Annotated in this window: 20 protein-coding genes and 1 tRNA gene; 4 read left to right on the top strand and 17 right to left on the bottom strand. The window is 37.9% G+C overall.

From position 1 onward, the window contains the following. Positions 1-71 precede the first annotated feature (71 nt). Entirely contained in the window at positions 72-812 is a 741-nt protein-coding gene (locus EDD61_RS07085) for a hypothetical protein (protein WP_008686934.1), read from the top strand. 173 nt (positions 813-985) lie between these two features. Here the strand turns inward: EDD61_RS07085 and EDD61_RS07080 are convergent, their stop codons facing one another. The 5 genes from EDD61_RS07080 to EDD61_RS07060 form a co-directional block, all read right to left on the bottom strand. After that, positions 986-1,888, bottom strand: a complete 903-nt coding sequence (locus tag EDD61_RS07080) for a sugar phosphate nucleotidyltransferase (RefSeq protein ID WP_008686932.1) — start codon at positions 1,886-1,888, stop codon at positions 986-988. Between the two features lie 316 nt (positions 1,889-2,204). Then, positions 2,205-2,567, bottom strand: a complete 363-nt coding sequence (locus EDD61_RS07075) for a YbaN family protein (protein ID WP_132224782.1) — start codon at positions 2,565-2,567, stop codon at positions 2,205-2,207. Position 2,568: 1 nt separating this feature from the next. Further along, complete coding sequence (locus EDD61_RS07070; protein WP_132224780.1) at positions 2,569-2,916, bottom strand: nitrous oxide-stimulated promoter family protein; 348 nt, start codon at positions 2,914-2,916, stop codon at positions 2,569-2,571. A 97-nt stretch (positions 2,917-3,013) separates the two neighbouring features. Continuing rightward, positions 3,014-4,669, bottom strand: coding sequence for an amino acid ABC transporter ATP-binding/permease protein (locus tag EDD61_RS07065; protein ID WP_117548074.1), 1,656 nt, complete (start codon positions 4,667-4,669; stop codon positions 3,014-3,016). Next, entirely contained in the window at positions 4,666-6,402 is a 1,737-nt protein-coding gene (locus tag EDD61_RS07060) for an ABC transporter ATP-binding protein/permease (protein ID WP_132224778.1), read from the bottom strand. Before EDD61_RS07060 ends, EDD61_RS07065 begins: the two co-directional genes overlap by 4 nt. Positions 6,403-6,687: 285 nt before the next feature. On the opposite strand from EDD61_RS07060, the gene EDD61_RS07055 reads away from it, so the two are divergent. The 3 genes from EDD61_RS07055 to EDD61_RS07045 all read left to right on the top strand — a co-directional run bounded on the left by EDD61_RS07055 (position 6,688) and on the right by EDD61_RS07045 (position 9,332). Beyond that, positions 6,688-7,440 carry a DeoR/GlpR family DNA-binding transcription regulator gene (locus EDD61_RS07055; protein WP_008686926.1) on the top strand — a complete coding sequence of 251 codons (753 nt, stop codon included), beginning with the start codon at positions 6,688-6,690 and terminating at the stop codon, positions 7,438-7,440. Positions 7,441-7,453: 13 nt separating this feature from the next. Beyond that, complete coding sequence (locus tag EDD61_RS07050) at positions 7,454-8,341, top strand: PHP domain-containing protein (protein WP_008686924.1); 888 nt, start codon at positions 7,454-7,456, stop codon at positions 8,339-8,341. A gap of 370 nt (positions 8,342-8,711) precedes the next feature. Continuing rightward, positions 8,712-9,332, top strand: coding sequence for a 4Fe-4S binding protein (locus EDD61_RS07045; RefSeq protein ID WP_008686922.1), 621 nt, complete (start codon positions 8,712-8,714; stop codon positions 9,330-9,332). A gap of 111 nt (positions 9,333-9,443) precedes the next feature. On the opposite strand, the gene EDD61_RS07040 is transcribed toward EDD61_RS07045, so the two are convergent. From EDD61_RS07040 to EDD61_RS06990, 12 genes are all read right to left on the bottom strand, one after another. Next, positions 9,444-10,013 (bottom strand): ECF transporter S component, encoded by a 570-nt coding sequence (locus EDD61_RS07040; RefSeq protein WP_008686920.1) that lies wholly within the window; start codon positions 10,011-10,013, stop codon positions 9,444-9,446. Between the two features lie 17 nt (positions 10,014-10,030). Next, on the bottom strand, positions 10,031-11,002 hold the full coding sequence (locus tag EDD61_RS07035) for a nucleoside hydrolase (RefSeq protein ID WP_020990855.1): 972 nt from the start codon (positions 11,000-11,002) through the stop codon (positions 10,031-10,033). Positions 11,003-11,199: 197 nt separating this feature from the next. Then, a tRNA-Thr gene (locus tag EDD61_RS07030) sits at positions 11,200-11,275 on the bottom strand. A 206-nt stretch (positions 11,276-11,481) separates the two neighbouring features. Beyond that, entirely contained in the window at positions 11,482-12,888 is a 1,407-nt protein-coding gene (locus tag EDD61_RS07025) for a glycoside hydrolase family 1 protein (RefSeq protein ID WP_132224776.1), read from the bottom strand. Between the two features lie 13 nt (positions 12,889-12,901). Then, the gene (locus EDD61_RS07020; RefSeq protein ID WP_132224774.1) at positions 12,902-14,299 is read right to left on the bottom strand and encodes a PTS transporter subunit EIIC; all 1,398 of its coding nucleotides are present in this window, start codon (positions 14,297-14,299) and stop codon (positions 12,902-12,904) included. Positions 14,300-14,377: 78 nt separating this feature from the next. Next, positions 14,378-15,208: a PRD domain-containing protein gene (locus tag EDD61_RS13815; RefSeq protein ID WP_165877200.1), complete on the bottom strand. Its 831-nt coding sequence runs from the start codon at positions 15,206-15,208 to the stop codon at positions 14,378-14,380. 31 nt (positions 15,209-15,239) lie between these two features. After that, positions 15,240-15,710, bottom strand: coding sequence for a PTS sugar transporter subunit IIA (locus EDD61_RS07010; protein ID WP_132224772.1), 471 nt, complete (start codon positions 15,708-15,710; stop codon positions 15,240-15,242). A 339-nt stretch (positions 15,711-16,049) separates the two neighbouring features. Next, positions 16,050-16,529: a nucleoside-diphosphate kinase gene (locus EDD61_RS07005; protein WP_008686910.1), complete on the bottom strand. Its 480-nt coding sequence runs from the start codon at positions 16,527-16,529 to the stop codon at positions 16,050-16,052. A gap of 162 nt (positions 16,530-16,691) precedes the next feature. Further along, positions 16,692-16,856 (bottom strand): hypothetical protein, encoded by a 165-nt coding sequence (locus EDD61_RS13810; RefSeq protein WP_165877199.1) that lies wholly within the window; start codon positions 16,854-16,856, stop codon positions 16,692-16,694. Positions 16,857-16,958: 102 nt separating this feature from the next. Continuing rightward, a complete protein-coding gene (locus tag EDD61_RS07000; protein ID WP_008686909.1) occupies positions 16,959-17,816 on the bottom strand; it encodes a patatin-like phospholipase family protein in 858 nt (285 codons plus the stop codon). Between the two features lie 157 nt (positions 17,817-17,973). Further along, a complete protein-coding gene (gene cls, locus EDD61_RS06995; RefSeq protein WP_132224770.1) occupies positions 17,974-19,512 on the bottom strand; it encodes a cardiolipin synthase in 1,539 nt (512 codons plus the stop codon). Positions 19,513-19,531: 19 nt separating this feature from the next. Further along, positions 19,532-20,491 (bottom strand): hypothetical protein, encoded by a 960-nt coding sequence (locus tag EDD61_RS06990; RefSeq protein WP_008686906.1) that lies wholly within the window; start codon positions 20,489-20,491, stop codon positions 19,532-19,534. Between the last annotated feature and the right edge of the window lie 290 nt (positions 20,492-20,781).

Below are 20,781 nucleotides of genomic sequence, written 5' to 3'. Positions count from 1 at the left end.
AAATACCATTTTCAATGGCTTATCCCTTATAGAAGGATAGCATAAAAGAAGTTGAAGAGGAGTGATGTTTTATGATTGAAAAGTTTTTAGTTAAAGAATCCAAACGTATTCACAAAGCCACAAGAAGGCGATTGCGCATCTGTACACTTTTATTTGTCTGTTTCATGGTACTTCTTTATGTTCTTTTACAAGATGAATTTGCCAGGAATCCATCCTTTAAAAACACTATTTATAGTATAGGTATCGTCTTAATCGTCATCGTTGTATGCGCGGATGTTATTGGGACTATTCGTACGAGGAAAGCTGATGCCCAAGGGGAAAATCTCATTCTTCCTTATCAAGACGGCAGTAAGCAAGAAATTGCCGAGAAAATCAATCAGGATGCAGCAAATGGACTGTTATTTGAAGAATACATATATGAGTTTCCTGAAGGGAAAAAACCTTATGGTGAAAAAATTGTCTTAACATCTTCATATTTATTATTATGCAGTACCAAGATTACCGTCATTCCCCGTGATAAAATCTATTGGACATGTGCACAAGTAGGATATAAGGGTGGTCCTTATCGCGTACGCTTTTTGGTTTTCACTGTAAAAAAAGTGTTTGAAGTAATCGGTGTTGATATTGAGCATGTCGAAGCCTTAGCAAATCAGCTATATGAGTATCTGCCAAACATCTTCGCAGGATATGACGATGATTTTAATTTCTCTTATCAGCTGGAGGAGCTTTATACAAAAGATCATTATGAATTTATGCGCTTATATGAAGCCATGCAACAGCGTTATGAAACACAAGAAAAAGACGCTGTATAGAAGACCATGAAACATTTCTCAAGCAATTTTAAGCAATAGAAGTAACAAGCAAAAACAATCGTCTCACAAAAGCGAAAAAGGAAGAACTCTATGCATCTTGTGCTTGCCAGCGACAAGATAGCATGAAAGCGACTTCCTTTTTTTATGCTTTATCGTTCTTAACCGTTTTTTACTTATTTCCAAAGATCACTTGGATATAAGCCTTTATCAACCAATGCCTTAATACCAGCTTTTACTCCCGGCTTATCTTCCTGATACGTAACACCGAACCATTTTTCATTGCTGCTCAATAACTTCACCGTGGCCTTGCCTTCTTTGATTAATTCATCGGTTACCACAGGAATTAAAAATTCTGATTTCATAGTATTTTCCGGTACTTTTTCATTTAAAAACGCATGGAACTTTGTTTCAATCTTTTCCACATAATCAGGGAAGAATCCCCACATATTCATTGATACCAATGAAGTTGCGTCCACATCGATCCATTCATCGTTCTCAAAATATTGCACACCGTTTTCATGCTTTTCAATCTTGGCACATTCTTTAACTTCTGTTAACAGACCGTTTTCGGATTGACAGATACCTCTTGTCACACTGCCATTATCTGTTAAGGTATTTTCCAAGATGTAACCAATCAAGCAATAGTCTGTATGGTTTGGATCTGCCAAATAGTCATGCAAAATCTTATAAGATTCTCTGCCATAAAAATCATCTGCATTAATGATGGCAAATGGTTCATGCAACACATCTTTACAGCATAACAATGCATGTCCTGTACCCCAAGGTTTACTTCTTCCTTCAGGAATGTGGAATCCACTTGGCAATACAGAATCAATGTCTTGGAAAACATATTCCACTTCTACTTTTCGTGCAATCTTATCCCCAATTAATTCTTTGAAATCCTTTTCCATTTCTTTTTTTATAATGAAGACAATTTTATCAAAGCCTGCTTTAATTGCATCATATGCTGAGAATTCCAAAATTGCTTCCCCATTAGGTCCTAATGGATCCATCTGTTTTAATCCGCCATATCGACTGCCCATACCGGCTGCCAAAACTACTAATGTTGTTTTCATTTTTTCACCTCATATTTTCTATTTGCATTTTATCATAAAATAAACAGAATAGAAAGGAATGCGAAAGGCATTCCCAAGGATACTAACAAACATCGCAATCCTTCTAAAAAAGCAGCAAGTATTCTCCCACCTTTATTAGAAAGAACATGGTTGATACAGCTTTTTCATAATATTTGCAGACTATCTTTTTTTGAAATTCCCTATGCAAGCTTGCTCAACATGTTACGTTTTCCTCTTTTCTAGTTTGTCGCTATTGTCATGGCAAACATCCCTTGTAAAGGTTAAACATAAAATCATAATTAATCAGAACTTTTGCTTAGGAGCGTATGGTTTCAATACGACATAGGAAGTAATAATATTTAAATGCCATTAAACAAAGCAGAAACAGACGCAAATACAAATGCTCCATAAAATACATAGCCAATAATAGCATGGCACTGGCAAAGCTTAACAGCGATACCTTCGTACGCAAACGCATGCTGCGCTGTTCAACAAAGCTGGCTAAATGATTTTGATACATGGATGTCTGCATCAGCCATGTGTGAAAACGTTTTGAACTTTTCGCAAAACAATAAGCCGCCAACAACAGAAAGGGCGTTGTAGGTAGAACGGGTAAAACAACCCCGATTGCTCCTAACCCCGTGGCAATGATACCAATCAATAAATACACTAATTTCATATCACGAAACTCCTTTTGTTTTTCTTTTTTCCCAATGCTGCTTACTTGTGTTTATCATATGTCTAAGGGCCATGAGTGGATGATACAACAGCATATAAGGGCCACTGAAACGCATCACTTCTTTGATCTTATCACGCTGCTCTTTTCGATAACAATGCACCTTACAGCTGCTGCAAAATGTCTTAGTTTCCATGAAAGGGCAATGCTCGATACGCTTACTGGCATAGGCATATAGATCTTCACATTCTTGACAAGGATGTTGCTTATGATGCTTATGGCAATATAGATCAATCATAAAACGAATCGTTTGTTTTTCCTGGTCTCTTTTCTTCGTTATATGTTTCCTCACTTTTCATTTACTCCTTTTTCCTCGATTGACTTAGAAACTTTTTTACATGTTTCTTGATGCATACGCATGGCGGCAAATGTGAATTTCATGCGAACCATCAGCTGCTACGCGTATGCTTCATTTGAATCAAATGATCAACAAAGCGCAAGGTACTTGGACGATGAGATACCAAAACGATAGTTTTATCTCTCTGTTCAGCCAGCTTACTTAAAATGGCCGCCTCATTTAGCGCATCCAGATTGCTGGTTGGTTCATCCAGTAAAAGACAAGGTGCATCATGTAAGAAAGCTCTTGCCAAAGCAATACGCTGACGTTCTCCCTGCGATAACGATTCTCCAAGTTCTGCAACCGGTGTTGCATAATCTTTTGGCAACGACATAATAAAATCATGGATATTAGCCTTTTTACATGCCGCCTCTACTTCATCTATCGATGCGTTTAGTTTGGCAATGCGAATATTATTCAAGATGGAATCATGAAACAGTACCGTATCCTGGGTCACATACCCCTGCATCTGCCGTAAGTCTTTTGTATTGATATCCTTTATTGCTGTATCATTCACATGAATCTGACCTTGTGTAACAGACCAAAATCGCATTAAGAGTTTTAATAAAGTGGATTTACCAGAACCACTTTTTCCTAAGATACCTGTAATCTTTCCCTTTTCAAACACCGCATGAAAGTCCTGTAAGATCATCTCATCAGCATAAGCAAAGGATACCTCCTGCAAACACATGTCACCAAAGGCCACCTTCTGCTTACCATTGATTTCTTCTACCTGCTCCTGTTCATCCAACAGATGCAATACGCGTCTTGCACTGGCCATTGTAATTAATAGATTATTTGATAAATTGCTGAGTGCCATCACTGGTCCAAAGCTAGAAAGCAGTAAAACACTTCCCATCAGCGCACTGGTAAAACTGATTTCATTCAATAGATAGAGCCAACCTGCACAAAGCACCATTATACAAGAGAAACCCATGATAGCCATATTGGCCAGCGCCATACTCACACCTTCATAGTGCTTCAATTTCTTTTGCCGTTCATTTACAATCGTACTGCGCTTTTGCATACCCGCTAAGCGTTCCTTGCCTGCTTCATACTGCAAGATGTCCTGCATTCCTCGCAAAGACTCCAATGTATAATCACTTAAATCGCCAAATTCCTTACGTGATGCTTTTCCATCCGCTTTCCCTTTTTTGGTAATATACAATGGCAATAAGATGCCAATACTGCAATAGGCAAAGAAGGCAATAAGGGCAAAAACAGGATGCAGGTTGAGAAACATACCTAATAAGATCAAACAAGTAAGGATGGCAATGAAGATAGGAGAAATCGTATGGGCATAAAAAACCTCCAAGGCCTCAATATCACTGGTGATCAAAAAAATCAGATTGCCGCTGTCTTTCCCTTCTAACTTTGCCGGACATAAGCGACGTAAAGTGGAAAATACGCGATCTCTTAAAATAGCTAACAATTTAAAAGCAATATAATGATTGCATGCTTGTTCTCCATAATGCAAAATACCTCGCAAGATAGCACATACTCCCATTATGATAAAGAATACAGAGATGGGAAAATCCGGTGCCTGTATAGCGATATGTGCAATCAATAAAGAGGCAAAATAGGGAATGAAGATGGCACAAAGAAAGCCAGTGACCCCTAATGTAATGGCTAATATCATATAACCTGTTAATGGTTTTACTAAGCTGCTCATGCGCAGCATCAGTTTAAAATTACTTTCTTGTTTCATACTGTTTGCTCCTTATAAAACTGTTCCAGTGTCTGTTGTTGTTTAAACATACGTTCATATACACCGTTTTGTCTCCTTAATTCTTCATGTGTCCCCTGTTCTACACAGCTTCCTTTTTCCATGACATAAATACAATCACTATCTACGACACTACTTAAACGATGGGTAATCAACAATACCGTTTTTTCTTTCTTTAAACGATGAATCAACTGTAAAATAGCATCTTCACTTTCCATGTCGATGTTACTAGTTGCCTCATCGAAAATATAGACTTCTCGATCCGCCAATAATGCTCTGGCCATTGCCAGACGCTGCCGCTGTCCTCCAGACAAATTCTGTCCGCCTTCCTCTAACATCGTATCAAGACCATCTTGTTCCTGTAAGAAATCTGCGATACAGACATCTTGCAAAACTTTCCATAACGCTTCATCACTTGCTAAAGGATTACCCATTCGTAAGTTTTCACGAACACTTCCTTTTATGATGGTTGGCTTATGGGTCACATACATCACCTTTTTATAAAAGGATGCATCAGCTAAAGAAGAACGCTCTATCCCCTGTACAGTGATACTCCCTTGATAATCCGATGCAAATCCACAACATAACTTAGCAATCGTGCTCTTACCAGAGCCACTTTCGCCTACGATGGATACAAAGCTGTTTACCAAAACGTTTAAGCTGACATCCTGTAAGACAACACGCTGTTGATCATAAGCAAAGGTAACATGCGATAGTTGCATGACAACCGGTTCATCGGATAATGTGCATTTGGCTTCTTCCTGAAGTGGTATATCCAACAAACGAAAGATTTTCGCACTTGCGGCAATCCCATTCATCGCAATATGGAAAAATGAGCCCAACAGACGTAAGGGAATGAAAAATTCACTTGATAACAACACGATACTGATGACAGCAAATAATGAAATAGAACCATTTCGATATGCAATCATGGCTACGATACTGCCAATTGCTGCCCCACCATAAGCTATCAGATCCATCACACTTACACTGTTTAACTGCATCGTCAACACCTTCATCGTAATACGGCGAAACGTTTCTGCTTCTTTATTCATTTCTTCATGCTTATATCCATCAGCCTGATAGATTTTTAAGGTAGTTAAGCCTTGCAGATTTTCTAAGAAGCTATCTCCAAGACTGGCATAGCTCGTCCAATATTTTGATAACAGCTTTTTCGCAAACTTTTGTACGGCGATGATGGAGAGTGGAATTAGTGGTACACATACCAACAACACCAAAGAGCTTCGCCAATCCAGCCAGACAAGAATCAAAAATAAAGTCAACGGTGCTAACATGCTATAGAAAAACTGTGGCAAATATCGTCCAAAATACGTCTCTAGCTGATCAACACCTTCCACGCTGAGCTGTACCAGTTCACTTGTCGCAATATGTTGCGTATAACTGTTCTTTAGCTCCAGCAACTTCTCATATATGCGTTGACGAAGATGATTTTTAACATCACAGCTTGCCCTATAGGAATACCGGCTTGCCTGCATACTGGTAAGCATGCGAACGATAATCATCAATATGACACCGATGGCACATAGCATCAGATTGCGTAACGTCAAGGTATCCTGAAACATTTCCACAAAGATATTTGCGAAAAGAAAAACCATTCCGATATTGCTCAACATGCCCAGCCATTGCATGAATACCTGTTTCCATACCATGACTTTTGCTTGTGGCATCTCTTTTAATAACCTTTTATCAATCATAAGTCCTCCATAAGTTAGTCTAATCTAACAGAAATTTCGATAGAAGTTTACCATGGATAACTTATCGTGTCAATACCATCGATCCTTTATCTACTGGCAATCATTGGAAATCAGGAACAAGCATGCAGGCAAAGGAATAAAACCATTAGATACCCATTGTATTTCCTTTTGTTTTCCACGATACAAAACATATATCTGCTGAAATTCAAACATAAATTCTTCTGTTTTCCATTCTTTCTTGTAATTTTCTTTTGTTTTGATAAAATCAAAGTAAGGAGGGATGACATGTCAAAAACAACAACCCTGCGTCGCAAGCAAATTGAACAGATCGTAGCTACACGGCATATCGTTCATGTACAAGCGCTGGCAAAAGAATTGCTGGTATCGTGTGAAACCATTCGCAAAGATTTGGCTTTTTTAGAAGAAAAAGGTGTCTTATACCGTACCCATGGCGGAGCCCGAGAACGTTCCAGCAATATCGATATTCCCTACGATATTCGCTCACAAGAATATATTCAGGAAAAACGACGCATTGCCAGACAAGTGCCGGCCTTTCTTCATGATGATGATATCATCTATATTGACGCTTGCAGCACAGCCGCTTATCTCGGTATGTTTTTGAAACAGAAGAAGCAGCTGACCTTTGTGACAAATTCTTTAGACTTAGTATCTTCCATGCAGGATAGTGGTCATAAGATTATTATGACAGGTGGCACGTATGTACCTGAAGGTAAGCGTTTATCGGGCGATTTTAGCATGCCTTTGATCCAATCACTTTTCTTTGATGTGTGTATCTTTGGCATGGATGGCTGTAAAGATTTGGATGGTCCTGCCAATATGCGTGAAGATGAGTTGATGATGAACAAGGCGATCTTAGAACGATCACATAAAGCCATCTTGGTATCCGATGCCTCTAAATTTGAGCGATATGCCCATTATCAATATGCCAAGTTCTCTCAGTTTGATGTTTTTATCACAACACAGCTAAGCAAAGAAGAAAAAGCACGACTGCCTATCCCTTATATTATCGAAACTTGAAAGGAGCTACTTTATGAATACCATTGATTTACACATGCATTCCCAATACAGCATTGATGGCGAATTTAGCGTTAAAGAATTATGTGAGCAAGCCAACCATAACGGTTTGCGCGTTATGGCAATCGCTGATCATAATTCGACCAGAGCTTATCACGATGTTACAGATACCAAAGGAGTACAATTGATACCGGCAATCGAACTGGATTGTACATTTCAAGGCCACGACTTTCATTTATTAGGCTATGGCATAAATCCCGAGGCAAAAGAATATGCCGAAATTGAAAAAGATATTATAACCCAGGAGCAACAGGCAAGCGCTCAGCGATTGGCTTTATTAAGAGAACATTTGCATATTTATATTGATGAAGAAGAATTAAAACGACGCAGCTTTCACGGCATTTATGTGGCCGAAACCATTTGTGAAATCGCCATGGAGGATGCACGTAATAAAGACAATCCCCATATGAAACCTTATTATTTTGGTGGTGCACGCAGTGATAACCCTTATGTGAATTTCTATTGGGATTATTGTGCGCAAGGAAAAGTAGCTTATGTGCCTATTCATTATATGAGTATGGAAAAAGCTATTGCCCTCTATCATTCACAACATGCTCTGGCAGTGTTAGCCCATCCCGGTAATAATGTGAAAGAAGATGCGGCTTTATTAGAAGCTTTGCTGAAACTGCCATTCAATGGCATTGAGGTGTACAGCAGTTATCATACACCAGAGCAAATTGCTTATTATAAACAAGCCGCATTACAACACAATTTATTGATTACTTGTGGCAGTGATTTCCATGGCAAGACAAAACCAAGTGTCACCATGGGGAAATGTCATATGCCAAAGGAAGAAGAGGAAATGCTATATACACAACTTCAAGCCAATGGATTATGCAAGTGATCTAAGCATTCCAACAAAAAAAAGAGGCCAGTGCCTCTTTCAATGATTATGAGCTAGCAAACTTTTATATATTCCAACAAAAAAGAGGCCAGTGCCTCTTTTAATGGTTATGAGCTAGCAACCTTTTATATGCTGATTACTATGTCAATCAAGCTTATGCAATGAGAAGAACTTAACATTGCCTCTGGATAATAAAGACAAGTCAAAAGCCAACAAGTCTTTAATAAAGAATGATAAAAGATAATAAGCAACAAGATGAAAAGATTCTCTATGTACAGCCTCTTCTTTCTTAATGGTATTTTCCAAACGGCAAACTTTCTTTTCCGTTATGCTTGGGTTATAGTTAAGTTGTCAAGAAAGAAGGATGCATATGAAAAAACAAGATCTCTTACAAGAATTGCGCAACATCCGCAGTGTAGCCATGGCCAGTGTAGATGCCCAAGGAAATCCAAAGAATCGCATAATTGATGTAATGCTGGCGGATGAAAATGCCATTTACTTTTGTACAGCAAGAGGAAAAGCCTTTTATCAGGAGTTAATGATGAAGCCAGTCATTGCCATTACCGGAATGAATGCCTCTTGGCAAATGATACGCCTGCAGGGAGAAGTCGAACATTTAACAAAGCAAGTCATGTGGATCGATAAAATCTTTATGGAGAACCCACAGATGAAGCAAGTGTATCCGAAAGATTCTCGTTATATCCTAGAAGCCTTTAAAGTAGCAAAGGGTGTGTTGGAATGGTTTGATTTAGGTAAGGAACCTATCAATCGCGAATGCTTACGCATGGAGGATGATGTACAACTGCTTCAGGATGGCTATCAGATACAAACAAATTGCATTGGTTGTAATAAATGTCTGAGCAGCTGTCCACAACAGTGCATCAAACAAGGCAAGCCTTACCATATCGTACAATCCCATTGTCTTCACTGTGGGCTCTGTTATGAGCTTTGTCCTGTCCATGCCATTCGGAAAATTACCGAATGCGCATAGCTCATATGAAGTGTGATTCATTTGTTTCTAATTCCTTTTATACTAGCAGCTTCTTAAAGCTCTTGCTTATCTATAAAACCTAATACCATTTTACTTATGTTCGCTGTCCAATTAACGTTCTGCATGTCGTTTTAGATTATGCAGTAGGCTTGTTGGCAGCTTTTTTAATAAGGCAGCGACAAATAGCAGCGTAATCATACGATCAATATAATCGGTGATCACTTGCACCACAAAGCAGCTCATTGTCAATCCTAAAGGTGTTTTCGCTAAAAGCTGCACAAAAAAGGTAGAGCCACTCGAGGTAATACCACCAAATAGATACGCTGTAATCAATGCACTTAAGAAGGACGTTGGCACACTGATCATCAAAGCACCAAGGAAAAACCACCATCGCTTATCTTGCTTTTTACGCCAAACAAAGCCGGCAAGCAATCCCAGAAAGATACCGACAGGAGCATAGTATAAGGAATACATATCAACGGTTATTCCTAAAATTAAGCCACTTAACAAACTTGGCAGCATCCCATAGAAAGGGCCATAGACTGCCGCAATAAACATAGTACCCATACTATCTAAATAAATCGGCAGTTTCAGCATAAGTGCGATTTGTCCACCAATCAAATTGAGCACCACAGCCAGTGCTATCATACTAATATGATAAATGGTAAATTTTGTTTTCATGTCTTCCCTTTCCTTCCTTAACATACGGTATCCAAAATATCTAAGGCATCAGTTGGGATTGCTAAGATACGGCTGATAAATAAGCGGAAAAATGCATGCACATCGACTTGTGTGAGAATATGTGCATTGGCTTTTCGCTGATAAAAGTCATAAGCATCCACAATTGTTTGTCCACGGGATAGCCCATCACACGCAACTTGTACATTTGAGCTGAAGCCGCTGCAAATAGCAGGATTTAGAAAATATGCCACTGCGAGTGGATCATTGATCACACAGCCAATCAAATGTTCTTGTTTCCAGTGAAAGTCATAATAAAATTTTGTTATTTTGCGAATGAAACTTCCTTGTTTTGCATCAAGACGTTCGATATAAGAAAGCAAATTCGGTGTTAATACGATCTTTCGTGTCACATCTAAGCCAACCATATGGATTTGTTTTTGTAGGCGTTCCATTTCATGATAGACAATCGCAGCTGCCTCAGGATCTTCCCAGTAATTGTATTCCGCAACGGGTGAACAATTACCATGTGCTTTATAACTGCCTCCCATGGAAACAAGTTGTTCGATGTTGGCAAACGCTGCGGCATTCTGCTGTATGAGATGCGCCAGATTTGTCAAAGGCCCCAACGCGATAATGGAACAAGCTTCCTTTGTTAATGTTTCACATAAAAAGCTAACAGCATCTATGTTTTGCTCATAGCCCGCTACTTCTTCTAAATAACTTTCACCTAAGCCATCACTGCCATGAGTATCTAAAGCATCACAGAAAGGTTTTTGTAAAGGTTTATCTGCTCCCAGATAAATAGGAACATCCAGGCGATTCATATGGCGCAATACTTTCTTAGCATTCGCAAAGCCAAGTTGTAATGGAGCATTTCCACAAACAATGGTAATGCCTAACACTTCAATCTCTAAAGATGATAATGCCAGCATCAACGCTAAACTATCGTCAATCCCCGGATCACAGTCAATAATCACTTTTCTTTTCATTTGCATATCCTCCAATAAAAAATGACCTCACATAATAAGCAAGGCCATAAGTAAAAATAGATAAAACACAAAAAAAACATGTGCTTTTATTTTTATGTTATGAATTGCCTATTATTATACTGGGAGGTAAGGAACCAGTGTATACTTTTCTGCTTTCATAAAAAACGCCACTTTTATCGTGGCCTTCATTACAAATATGGTGCCGGCTATAGGACTTGAACCTACGACCTACGCGTTACGAGTGCGTTGCTCTACCAACTGAGCTAAGCCGGCACATGAAATCGTGCGCAGATATTATAGCATTATTTTTTTTCTATGTACAGATTCAAATGTAAATTTATCCACAAATTCCAAATAAATGTTAAGTTATTTCACAAGGAATGAAAAGCAGAGTCTTAATGGCATCATCATAAAGTGTACCCCATACGGGGGATACATAAATTATAAGTGCATTTCCTATACTCTGCTTTTCTGCTTTTTTACTCTGTGATTTCCAGATCTTCTCCATTTGATTGAATGACTTTCTTATAATAAGCAAACGAACACTTCTTATAACGCGTTCCACTGCCATTCCCTTGATCGTCTACATCAACATAGATGAAACCATACCGCTTTTTCATTTCACCGGTTCCTGAGCTTACGATGTCTAGCGGCCCCCACCATAAATATCCTCTGACATCTACTCCATCATAATCAACCGCTTTCTTCAATTCCGTTATATGATTTTTTAAATAATATTTTCGATACGTATCCTGTACGCTGCCATGTTCCAATACATCATAATCTGCGATTCCATTTTCAACGATAAAGATAGGTTTTTGATAACGATCATACATATAATTTAAAGAATAGCGAAGACCAACCGGATCAATTTCCCATCCCCATTTTGTCTTTTCTAAATAGGGATTTGTATAGCCTGTCGTAAAGGATATCAAATCAAAATCTTTCGTATCTTTTCCAACAACTACCGTATTGTAGTAACTATAGGAAATAAAATCTACAACTCCCTTTCTTAGAATGTCATCATCTTCCTTTTGTACTGGTAAAACAATTCCCTTTCTTGCCAGTTCTTTGCGTTTATAAGATGGATAATATCCACGATTTTGCACATCTACGTAAAACATATAGTTCTTCATAAATGTTTCATTTGCCATAATATCATCAGGATGACATGTAGCAGGGTATGAAAAGATCCCCCCATACATACTGCCTACTTGATTCTCCTTATTGATTTCATGAGCCAAGGTTACCACCTTTGCATGTGCTATCAATTGATGATAGGCGGCAATCATACGCTCTTTATAGCTGGCATCTTCGCTTATAGCACCTGCCCACCATGGACAATCGGTCATCGTATTGATTTCATTAATAGGCAGCCAATATTTAACTTTTCCATTATAACGCTTGAACACTGTTTCACAATAGCGAACAAAACAATCAATGGCATCGCGATGAAGCCAAGAACCAAACTTTTTAAACATTCCTATCGGTGTCTCAAAATGGCATAATGTCACCGTCGGCTCTATCCCACACTTCCTGCAATATGCTATAACTTCATCATAATGCTGTAACCCTTCCTCATTAGGTTTTGTATCATAACCATTCGGATATATTCTGGACCAATCGATGGAAAAGCGATACATGCGAAAACCCATCTCCTTAAATAAAGCAATATCTTCTTGATAGCGATGATAATGATCTATCGCCTTATGCGAAGGATAATTTTTCTTTGGATCAATATCCAGGGTGATCGCTCTTGGGGTATTTACATCACCTGCCGTCATAACATCAACTGCATTTATCCCTTTTCTCCCTTCTTGCCATGCTCCTTCACATTGATCCGCTGAAGTAGAACCACCCCAAAAGAAATCATTTCGTAGACTCATAGTTATCTCCTTTCTATGCACAATCTTTAAACGTTATATACGTCGCGATAAAAGTAATGGCTCCTCCTAACAACATTGCAAGAATATAAAAGATAATATTCGTCGCGGTCGGTCCTATGTAGCAAGGGATGGCAAACATTCCCCCGGTTCCATAAACATTGTAACAATATACTTGCAACAAGCCACATAATCCGGCGCCAAAGAAGTTACCGATACAAACACAAATCAATGGTGTTTTATATTTTAAATTTACACCAAACATGGATGGTTCACTAATGCCGGCAATGATTGCTGTAAATCCACATGATAACCCTGTTGATTTTAATTCTTTATTCTTTGTTTTACAAGCAACTGCCGCTGCTGCTAATCCTTGATTAATATTATTCAGACAGTCTATCGGGGATACGATGGGTTCATAGCCAAATTTTGTAAAAGACTCCAACCAGTACGGTGTTGTCGCATTATGCATACCGGTAATAACAAGGAATGGATATAGTGCACCTAGCACTGCCATGCCGATAAAACCCGTTGTCTCATACAGCCACATCAGAAATGCCGTAATATACGTACCTAAGATTGCACCTAAAGGCGCCAGCACACAGAAGGCTAGTGGAATCATCACAAGTAAAGTAGCGAATGGTTCCATAATCACTCTTAAAAAGCTTGGCGATATCTTCTTAAAGAAACGCTCTACTGGTGCCATGATCATAACACATAAAATGACTGGGAAAACCATATAGCTGTAAGTACCTGCATAAACAGGTAAGCCAAACAACGTGATAGAAGCTCCTTCATCAACTAATGCTATGAATGATGGTGCTACCAGCATCAAACCCATTAGCATTCCTAAACCTTCATCCGTATTGAATTTCTTTGCCGCACCTTTACCGATAAAAACAGGTAAGAAATAGAAACCGGCATCTCCTACAATAGATAACATGTTGTATGTAGAACCAGCGGGATCAAGTATACCAAAGGTCGATAGTAACAGACATAGCACCTTGATCATACCGGCACCGATCAATACCGGGATAAAAGGTATCAGCGAACCGGAAATAATATCCGCAATTGCGGAAAATGCTCCTTTCATCGTTAACTTTTTCTTTTCCTTTTTCACTGATACATCCAAATCTTCATCAATGGCATCTTCCATTACAAAACCATGCTCTTTACATATCAAACGATAAGCATCATCTACATCTTGTCCAATGATGATTTGTAACTCATCCCCCTGCCATTGACATCCTAATACCCCAGGAAGCTTTTCAATCTCTTCCGGCTTTGATAAACTCTTATCTTTTAAATTAAAACGCAATCTCGTAACACAATGTACAAAATACGTAACATTGTCCTTTGAACCTATGTAATTTACGATATTCTCAGATAATTTCTGAAATTTATTTTTAGACATTTTGCTCCTCCTCTATATGTATTAAACAATGGTACGGCCGATACATTGTTTTAATACCAAAAGACTTTCCCCAGGCGGTTATCCGCTTTTCCCCTCACGCATGCATAAACGATTTACATGCAGCATCAAATATAAAATTTCTTCACTTTCTAATTGGCAATTCATCTTCTTTTCTAAATATGTACAAAGCTTTTGGACACAAGCATTCGTTTTAGGAAAATTAGCAACCATTTCTTCATATAGAATGGAATTTTCCGTTTTCAATGTTTCTTTTTCCGCGATGCGTTTCATTAAATAGCGGATATGTGTGATAAAACGTGCATAGTTGAAACCATCTTTATCAATTTCGATATGAAATTCACTTTCGATGATTTGCGTAATGTCGTTAAGTATTTTATGGTCAGCTTTCTGCCCTTTTGTATTGGTGGTTTCATAATTAATAAAATGTAACGCAATGGCATACTTTTCATCATCAGGTAAAGTAGTCTTTAATTGTTTCCGGATGATGGTTAATGCATAGGTACCGATAGCACATTCCTTTTTATACAATTGTTTCAAATCATCCGTAAGCATGAAATTCATCATATATCCTTGTTGATGCCTTTGTAAGGCAAATTGAATATGATCGGCTAATGAAAAGATAACATTTGAACTTAATTCGTATGGGATACGTCGTTTCGCATAATCCACGATTTTCGTAGCCACATCGATAACGTCATAGTCAATACATTGCAACAGTTGGAAGTATTTCTGATCAACGTTGTAATACGTTCTTTGTATGATGCTTAAGTCTTTTAGTTCATATGGAATCTTGCCAAAACCGATGCCAGTACCTACAGCAATTAATTCGTTATGATCTTTATCGATGCATAAGGCAACACAATTATTTAATTTCTTAATGACCCGCATACCATTTCACCTCTTTCCATACATAGGATGATTACAATGCAATCTTCATGATGTTATGTGCAGATGATACCTGCCCATAAGTTTTATGAGTAATCACAGACTTGCTCGTAATAATAATCAGAACGGTCATATCTATTTGCTCTTGTTCAAATAATGCTTGATCAAAGCTTAAAATAGCTTCCCCTTTACGAACATGTTCATGTAGCTCTTTATATACGGTAAAACCTTTCCCCTTCAGTTTCACACTGTCTAAGCCTACATGCACCAGTATTTCTAACCCCCGTTTATTTTTAATGCCAAAAGCATGTTTCGTATTCGCCAACATTATCAATTGGCCATCGATTGGCGCATAGATGGTTTCCTTCGATGGAAGAATGGCAATTCCATCACCCAGCAGTTTATTGGCAAACATTTGGTCCTTTACATCTTCAATTTTTATACATGTTCCTGCGACCGGAGAATACACTTCGTCTTCTTTTGTTCTCTTAAATATTTTCAACATATTCTTCACCTCAACAAACAAAAAACTCTTCCAAAACACCCTGAAAAATTTTCAGTGATGCCTCGAAAGAGTAACAGTCTGAATTAACAATTTCATTCTAGCATTGGTTTTCAGCGTTGTCAATGTAAAAAAAGAGAATTCTTATTTCCTAATAAAAATTAAGCGAACGCAACATATGCAATTGGTAATTTCTGGTAATATCTATTAGAAAATATATAGCTTGTTTAAAAGATGAAGAAGCGTAAAAGAAAAGATGAATTCCTCATCTTTCCATTACGGACCTTCGTTTTAACAATAGCTTTTTCATCCACAAGAGCTTTATCAGCATTTCGTATTTTCTTATAAATAATTTTGCCAAATTTGTAATTCCCGTTCGGCACTTTCTTTAGCATCAGATGCATGAATCACATTATTCACCAATCGCTTTTCACGACTTGCTTTCTCATAATTATCTTCACTAAAGCGCCCGCGTATCGTTTCTGGTCCTGCCTCTGCCGGATTTGTCTTTCCAACCAGCTGTCTAGTCAATGTGATAATATCTTCTTCACCATCATAACTGACACGCATTGGCTGAATATATCTTGGACCATTGTAATAAAAAGACGCAAATAATTTCCCGGGAAAATTAAATTCTTTATCCATGGCATCAATGACACCATGATAATGGTCTAAAAGAACTTTCATAACTTCCATCGTCACTTCTAAACGACAGCTTTTCTCAATACACAATCCATGGGCAGTCAACATTGCCACGACCTCATCTTCCTGATGATTTGCAAAAGCATCTGGTTTTAACATCATAAACGTTACCTGTTTCATAACATACCTCCATTTGTTTCAGTATACTACAGGATGTTGAAACTATCCAAGCTTTTCTTAGTTTCTTATAAAAAGCTAATCATTGTGTGACAAGCCGGAATTATAAAATGACACAGGAGGATGAATGCCTGCTTTTTCACAAGATCTGCCTCTTATCATTTCTTATGGATTGATTGTAAAGAGCAATTTGTTTCCGACGATAGAATGATTGACTAGTAATATCTTTTTTATCCTTGCCAAAAAACGTTCCTTAAGGATGACAGCTATGGCAGAATCATAAACACCAATTATTTTGATTGTCAAAAGCTGCCACAAAAAGGCTTTCATATTCAATATTCCTAAGAGTGCCCTAGTAAACGATCCTCAATACCGATAAACAATAAAAACGTCGATTGTTTTTATCACTTTACAACAAAAAAAAGGAATCTGTTACGATTCCATAAATTCACGTATCATGGTCAAACGTTTTTCCGTATCCTCATAACCTAAGTCAAACCAACGCTGCAATAATTCCTTATCACTTGTATAACGCGTGACACCATAATCGGCACTTGGTCTTAATACGATTGCTTTTCCCTCTTCTTCCAGCTTTTTCACAATACCCCATTGGCGGTTGTAGTTTTCATGACGAATACGCAAATATTCACGTATCTGTTTATTTCCCGGATACATCAATCGAGCTAATTGTATCTGCCACCCCGGTGCTGGTTTGCGTACATAATTTTCTTCTTTTGTTGAAATAAAGACGTGTTTATCCATGCCCTGTCGAATACTTTGTTCAATTGGAATCATATCCACCAATCCTGCATCCATATACGTATGATTGCGGAATTTCACCGGTCTCGTTAATAGAAATAAAGAACAAGATGCCTTCATCAAACGTTGTTCGATCGGATCGAAGTATTCTTTGCCAAAGTACTCAACTTCGTTAGTATCCATATTATACACACCAATATCCAACTGTGTCGGGTTTTTCATAAATGCCGCATAATCTAATGGTGCATGCTCTTCAATAAATTTACATACATGATCAATACCAAAGACACCACGTTCATGTAACAATGGTGATACACCGATCGCCTTAGGATCGCTTGCGGCATCTACACCTGAAATCCGCAAACGCTCACGTTGTTTTGATACAAAAGGTAATAATACCTCTGCACCTGCACTGATGCCTACCGTATAAGGGAAGTCAATATCATTATCTAAAAAACATTGTAGAACACCGCAAGTATATGCAGCCTTTGTGCCTCCGCCTTCGCAGATCAAACCTGTTTTTATCGTCATATTCTATACACCTCATAGTTAAATATTATACTATTATCTTGATAAAAGGTAAAGTATTCTAGGGATTTTCACGTAAAAGAAACATCATCAACATCCCGTTTTCTCACTTCTTTTTAACCAAATGAAAAGAAGATGAGACTACTTGCCTCATCTGATGTTACATCATTGGTGAAAATAAATTCAAGATGGAACGCATGATACGCACTGGCAGTTTCACATTCTTGCATTCTTCCAAGGTAACTTCATGTGATTTTGCCAAACTATGTAAATAATCCTGTTTTACATCCATAACAACCTTGCTGCGATAGAACCAGACACCACATTCATAATGTAAATAATAAGAACGATAATCCATATTAACAGTTCCCACAACGGCCATATCATCATCAACGACAAAAGTCTTTCCATGGACAAAGCCAGGCGTATATTCATAGATTTTAACACCAGCTTCTATTAATGGCTGATAATTGGCTCTGGTTACCGCAAATACATACCATTTATCCGGAATGTGAGGTACTAAAATACGTACATCTACACCATTCTTGGCTGCTAAGGTCAGTGCTGTTTTCATCTCATTGTCAATCACTAAATAAGGCGTTGTCGCATAAACATAACGATTGGCACCATTGATCATATTGATATGTGTATATTCACCTACATTCTCATTGTCCGTCGGAGAATCACTGTATGGCTGCACATAGCCATCATTTTCAATATCTATAAACTCATTGAAATCCGGTTTAAAATCAAATACATTATCTTTGATCTTTTCATCATAATTCCAGAATTGCAAAAACATTAATGTCAGATTCCAGACTGCCTCACCTTTTAACATGACACTGCAATCTTTCCAATGTCCAAAACGTTCTTTCGCATTGATATACTCATCAGCCAGATTAATACCACCAGTCATCCCAATCTTACCGTCAATAACTAAGATTTTGCGATGATCGCGATTATTCATCTGGATGGCTAGTCTTGGTTTAATGGGATTGAATACTTTTGCTTTCATCCCCAAGCCTTGTAACACCTTATAATAATCAGGTGCTAAGGTCGTAATACACCCGGCATCATCATATAATACACGTACTTCTACTCCTTGTTTCACCTTTTCAATCAGAATATCCAAAATCGTATCCCACATGACACCCGGAGCGATAATGAAGTATTCTAAAAAAATGAACTTCTCCGCTTTTTTCAATTCTTCTACCATTACAGTAAATTTATCTTCGCCAATCGGAAAAAAGGTTGTTTCTGTATGTTTATAAATAGGAAAGCCGGCATTTTTCCATAAATAATTCGCTTGTTTAAATGCTGCTGTATCACTATTTTGCAATTCTTCCATGATTTCAGCATTTTGCCATATAATTTCCTTATATTCACTAAATGCCTGATTATCACGAATACGCAATTCTTTGGGCACCTTTTGACCGCCAAACAATAAATAAATCAATCCACCAAACACCGGTAATGCCATAATCAACAAGACCCATGTCATCTTATAGGTAGGATTATCATTGCGGTTAATGACATACACACTGATGATAAAGCTTAATGCAATTAAGAGAAAATAAATCCAGACAAAGTATTCGCTCAGCTGAAAAACGATACCAAAGAATACTCCCAACTGTATCAGAATCAAGACAGCGACAATAAATATTTTGTTATGTAAAAGGGATAAGATTTTTCTTAACATACATTCCCTCCTTCTCTACTTATTTTTGGCTTTTGATATAAGCCTGCAACATGTTGATAATTTTTGTTATCTGTGTGGCATCAGCATCCCGATCTTTACCGGTCCCTGTTCCCATCACATACAGACGATGATCTTCATCAAGAGTACCACTGGCAATCACAACGGCTTTACGGAAATAAGACATTGCAGTTTGTACACGCATAGATTCATCTAGCTTAATAGTTTCTATTTGTTTTCCTTTTTCTGGATAACACTTAGCAATTTCCATTGCCAGCTTACGATTGCTAGGATTATAACCAATCATTGTTGTATCCCCTTTACCGATACAGTCTAAGCAAATCACATTTGGATTCTTACCATCCTTGACAAAGTCCTCATCGGCACATCTCGCTCCTAAAAAGCTCCCTTTATTTTTATCCGTAAACAGAAACGCAATACGTTGACGTTCATCTTTATCCAAACTTTTAGCTAATGCCACCGCAGCCGCCACTGCACTGGAATTACGATTCACATTATGGCGGTTACCGATGCCATGTACCATCAGATAGATCAAAAAGATTACCAGTACAAACATCAGAAAGGACATTAGATTTGCCATTGTGGGCGCACTTAGAAAATTTCCACCAATATACAGCCCCGCTAAAATAAATACATATAATAAGATAATCGGTACATAAGTAGCAATTAAGGTTTTATTCATGGTTTTCGTTCCATCAAGAGGAAAGTAAAAGACCTTATGCCAGAATTTACGTTCCGGTGTATCATATGGCACAACGATGACCGTCTTCATACGCTTGCGATTGCCATAAAAATAATCCTCAGCTTTCATGACGATGAGCTTGCTGCCTTTTATCATCGTCTTTTCATAACCGGCTTGCGTCATGTCTTCATGCAAAGCTTTTGCAAATTTATGTTTTTGCTTTCTTGTAAAGCGTTTTCCATATGTTTTCGTATATTTCTCAAACAGCTCTTGTTCCATATGATTACCTCCTGCGCAATATCTTTCATTATACTAAAATTCTGCATATTTTTATAGTGTCCTTGCTATATTTCCATGACAATTCACATCATTTGTATGAATTCATAAAGAATGGAACCGTTCTCATATCATTTGTCGAAAGGAATAAAAAAAAGCAAGCTCACCGTTTCGTGTGAATCTTGCTCTTTTGACATCCATATGTTATCGGATGTAGTATCATTTTCTACTTAAACAGTTAACACCACAAGTAATAAAACCGTTTGTTTATTTTGGTGGCACGTTTTTGCCTT

The organism is Longicatena caecimuris, assembly GCF_004341945.1.
GTDB classification, from domain to species: domain Bacteria; phylum Bacillota_I; class Bacilli_A; order Erysipelotrichales; family Erysipelotrichaceae; genus Longicatena; species Longicatena caecimuris.
Note: the sequence above shows the minus strand (reverse complement) of the source record. Positions and strands in the feature narration are given on the sequence as shown.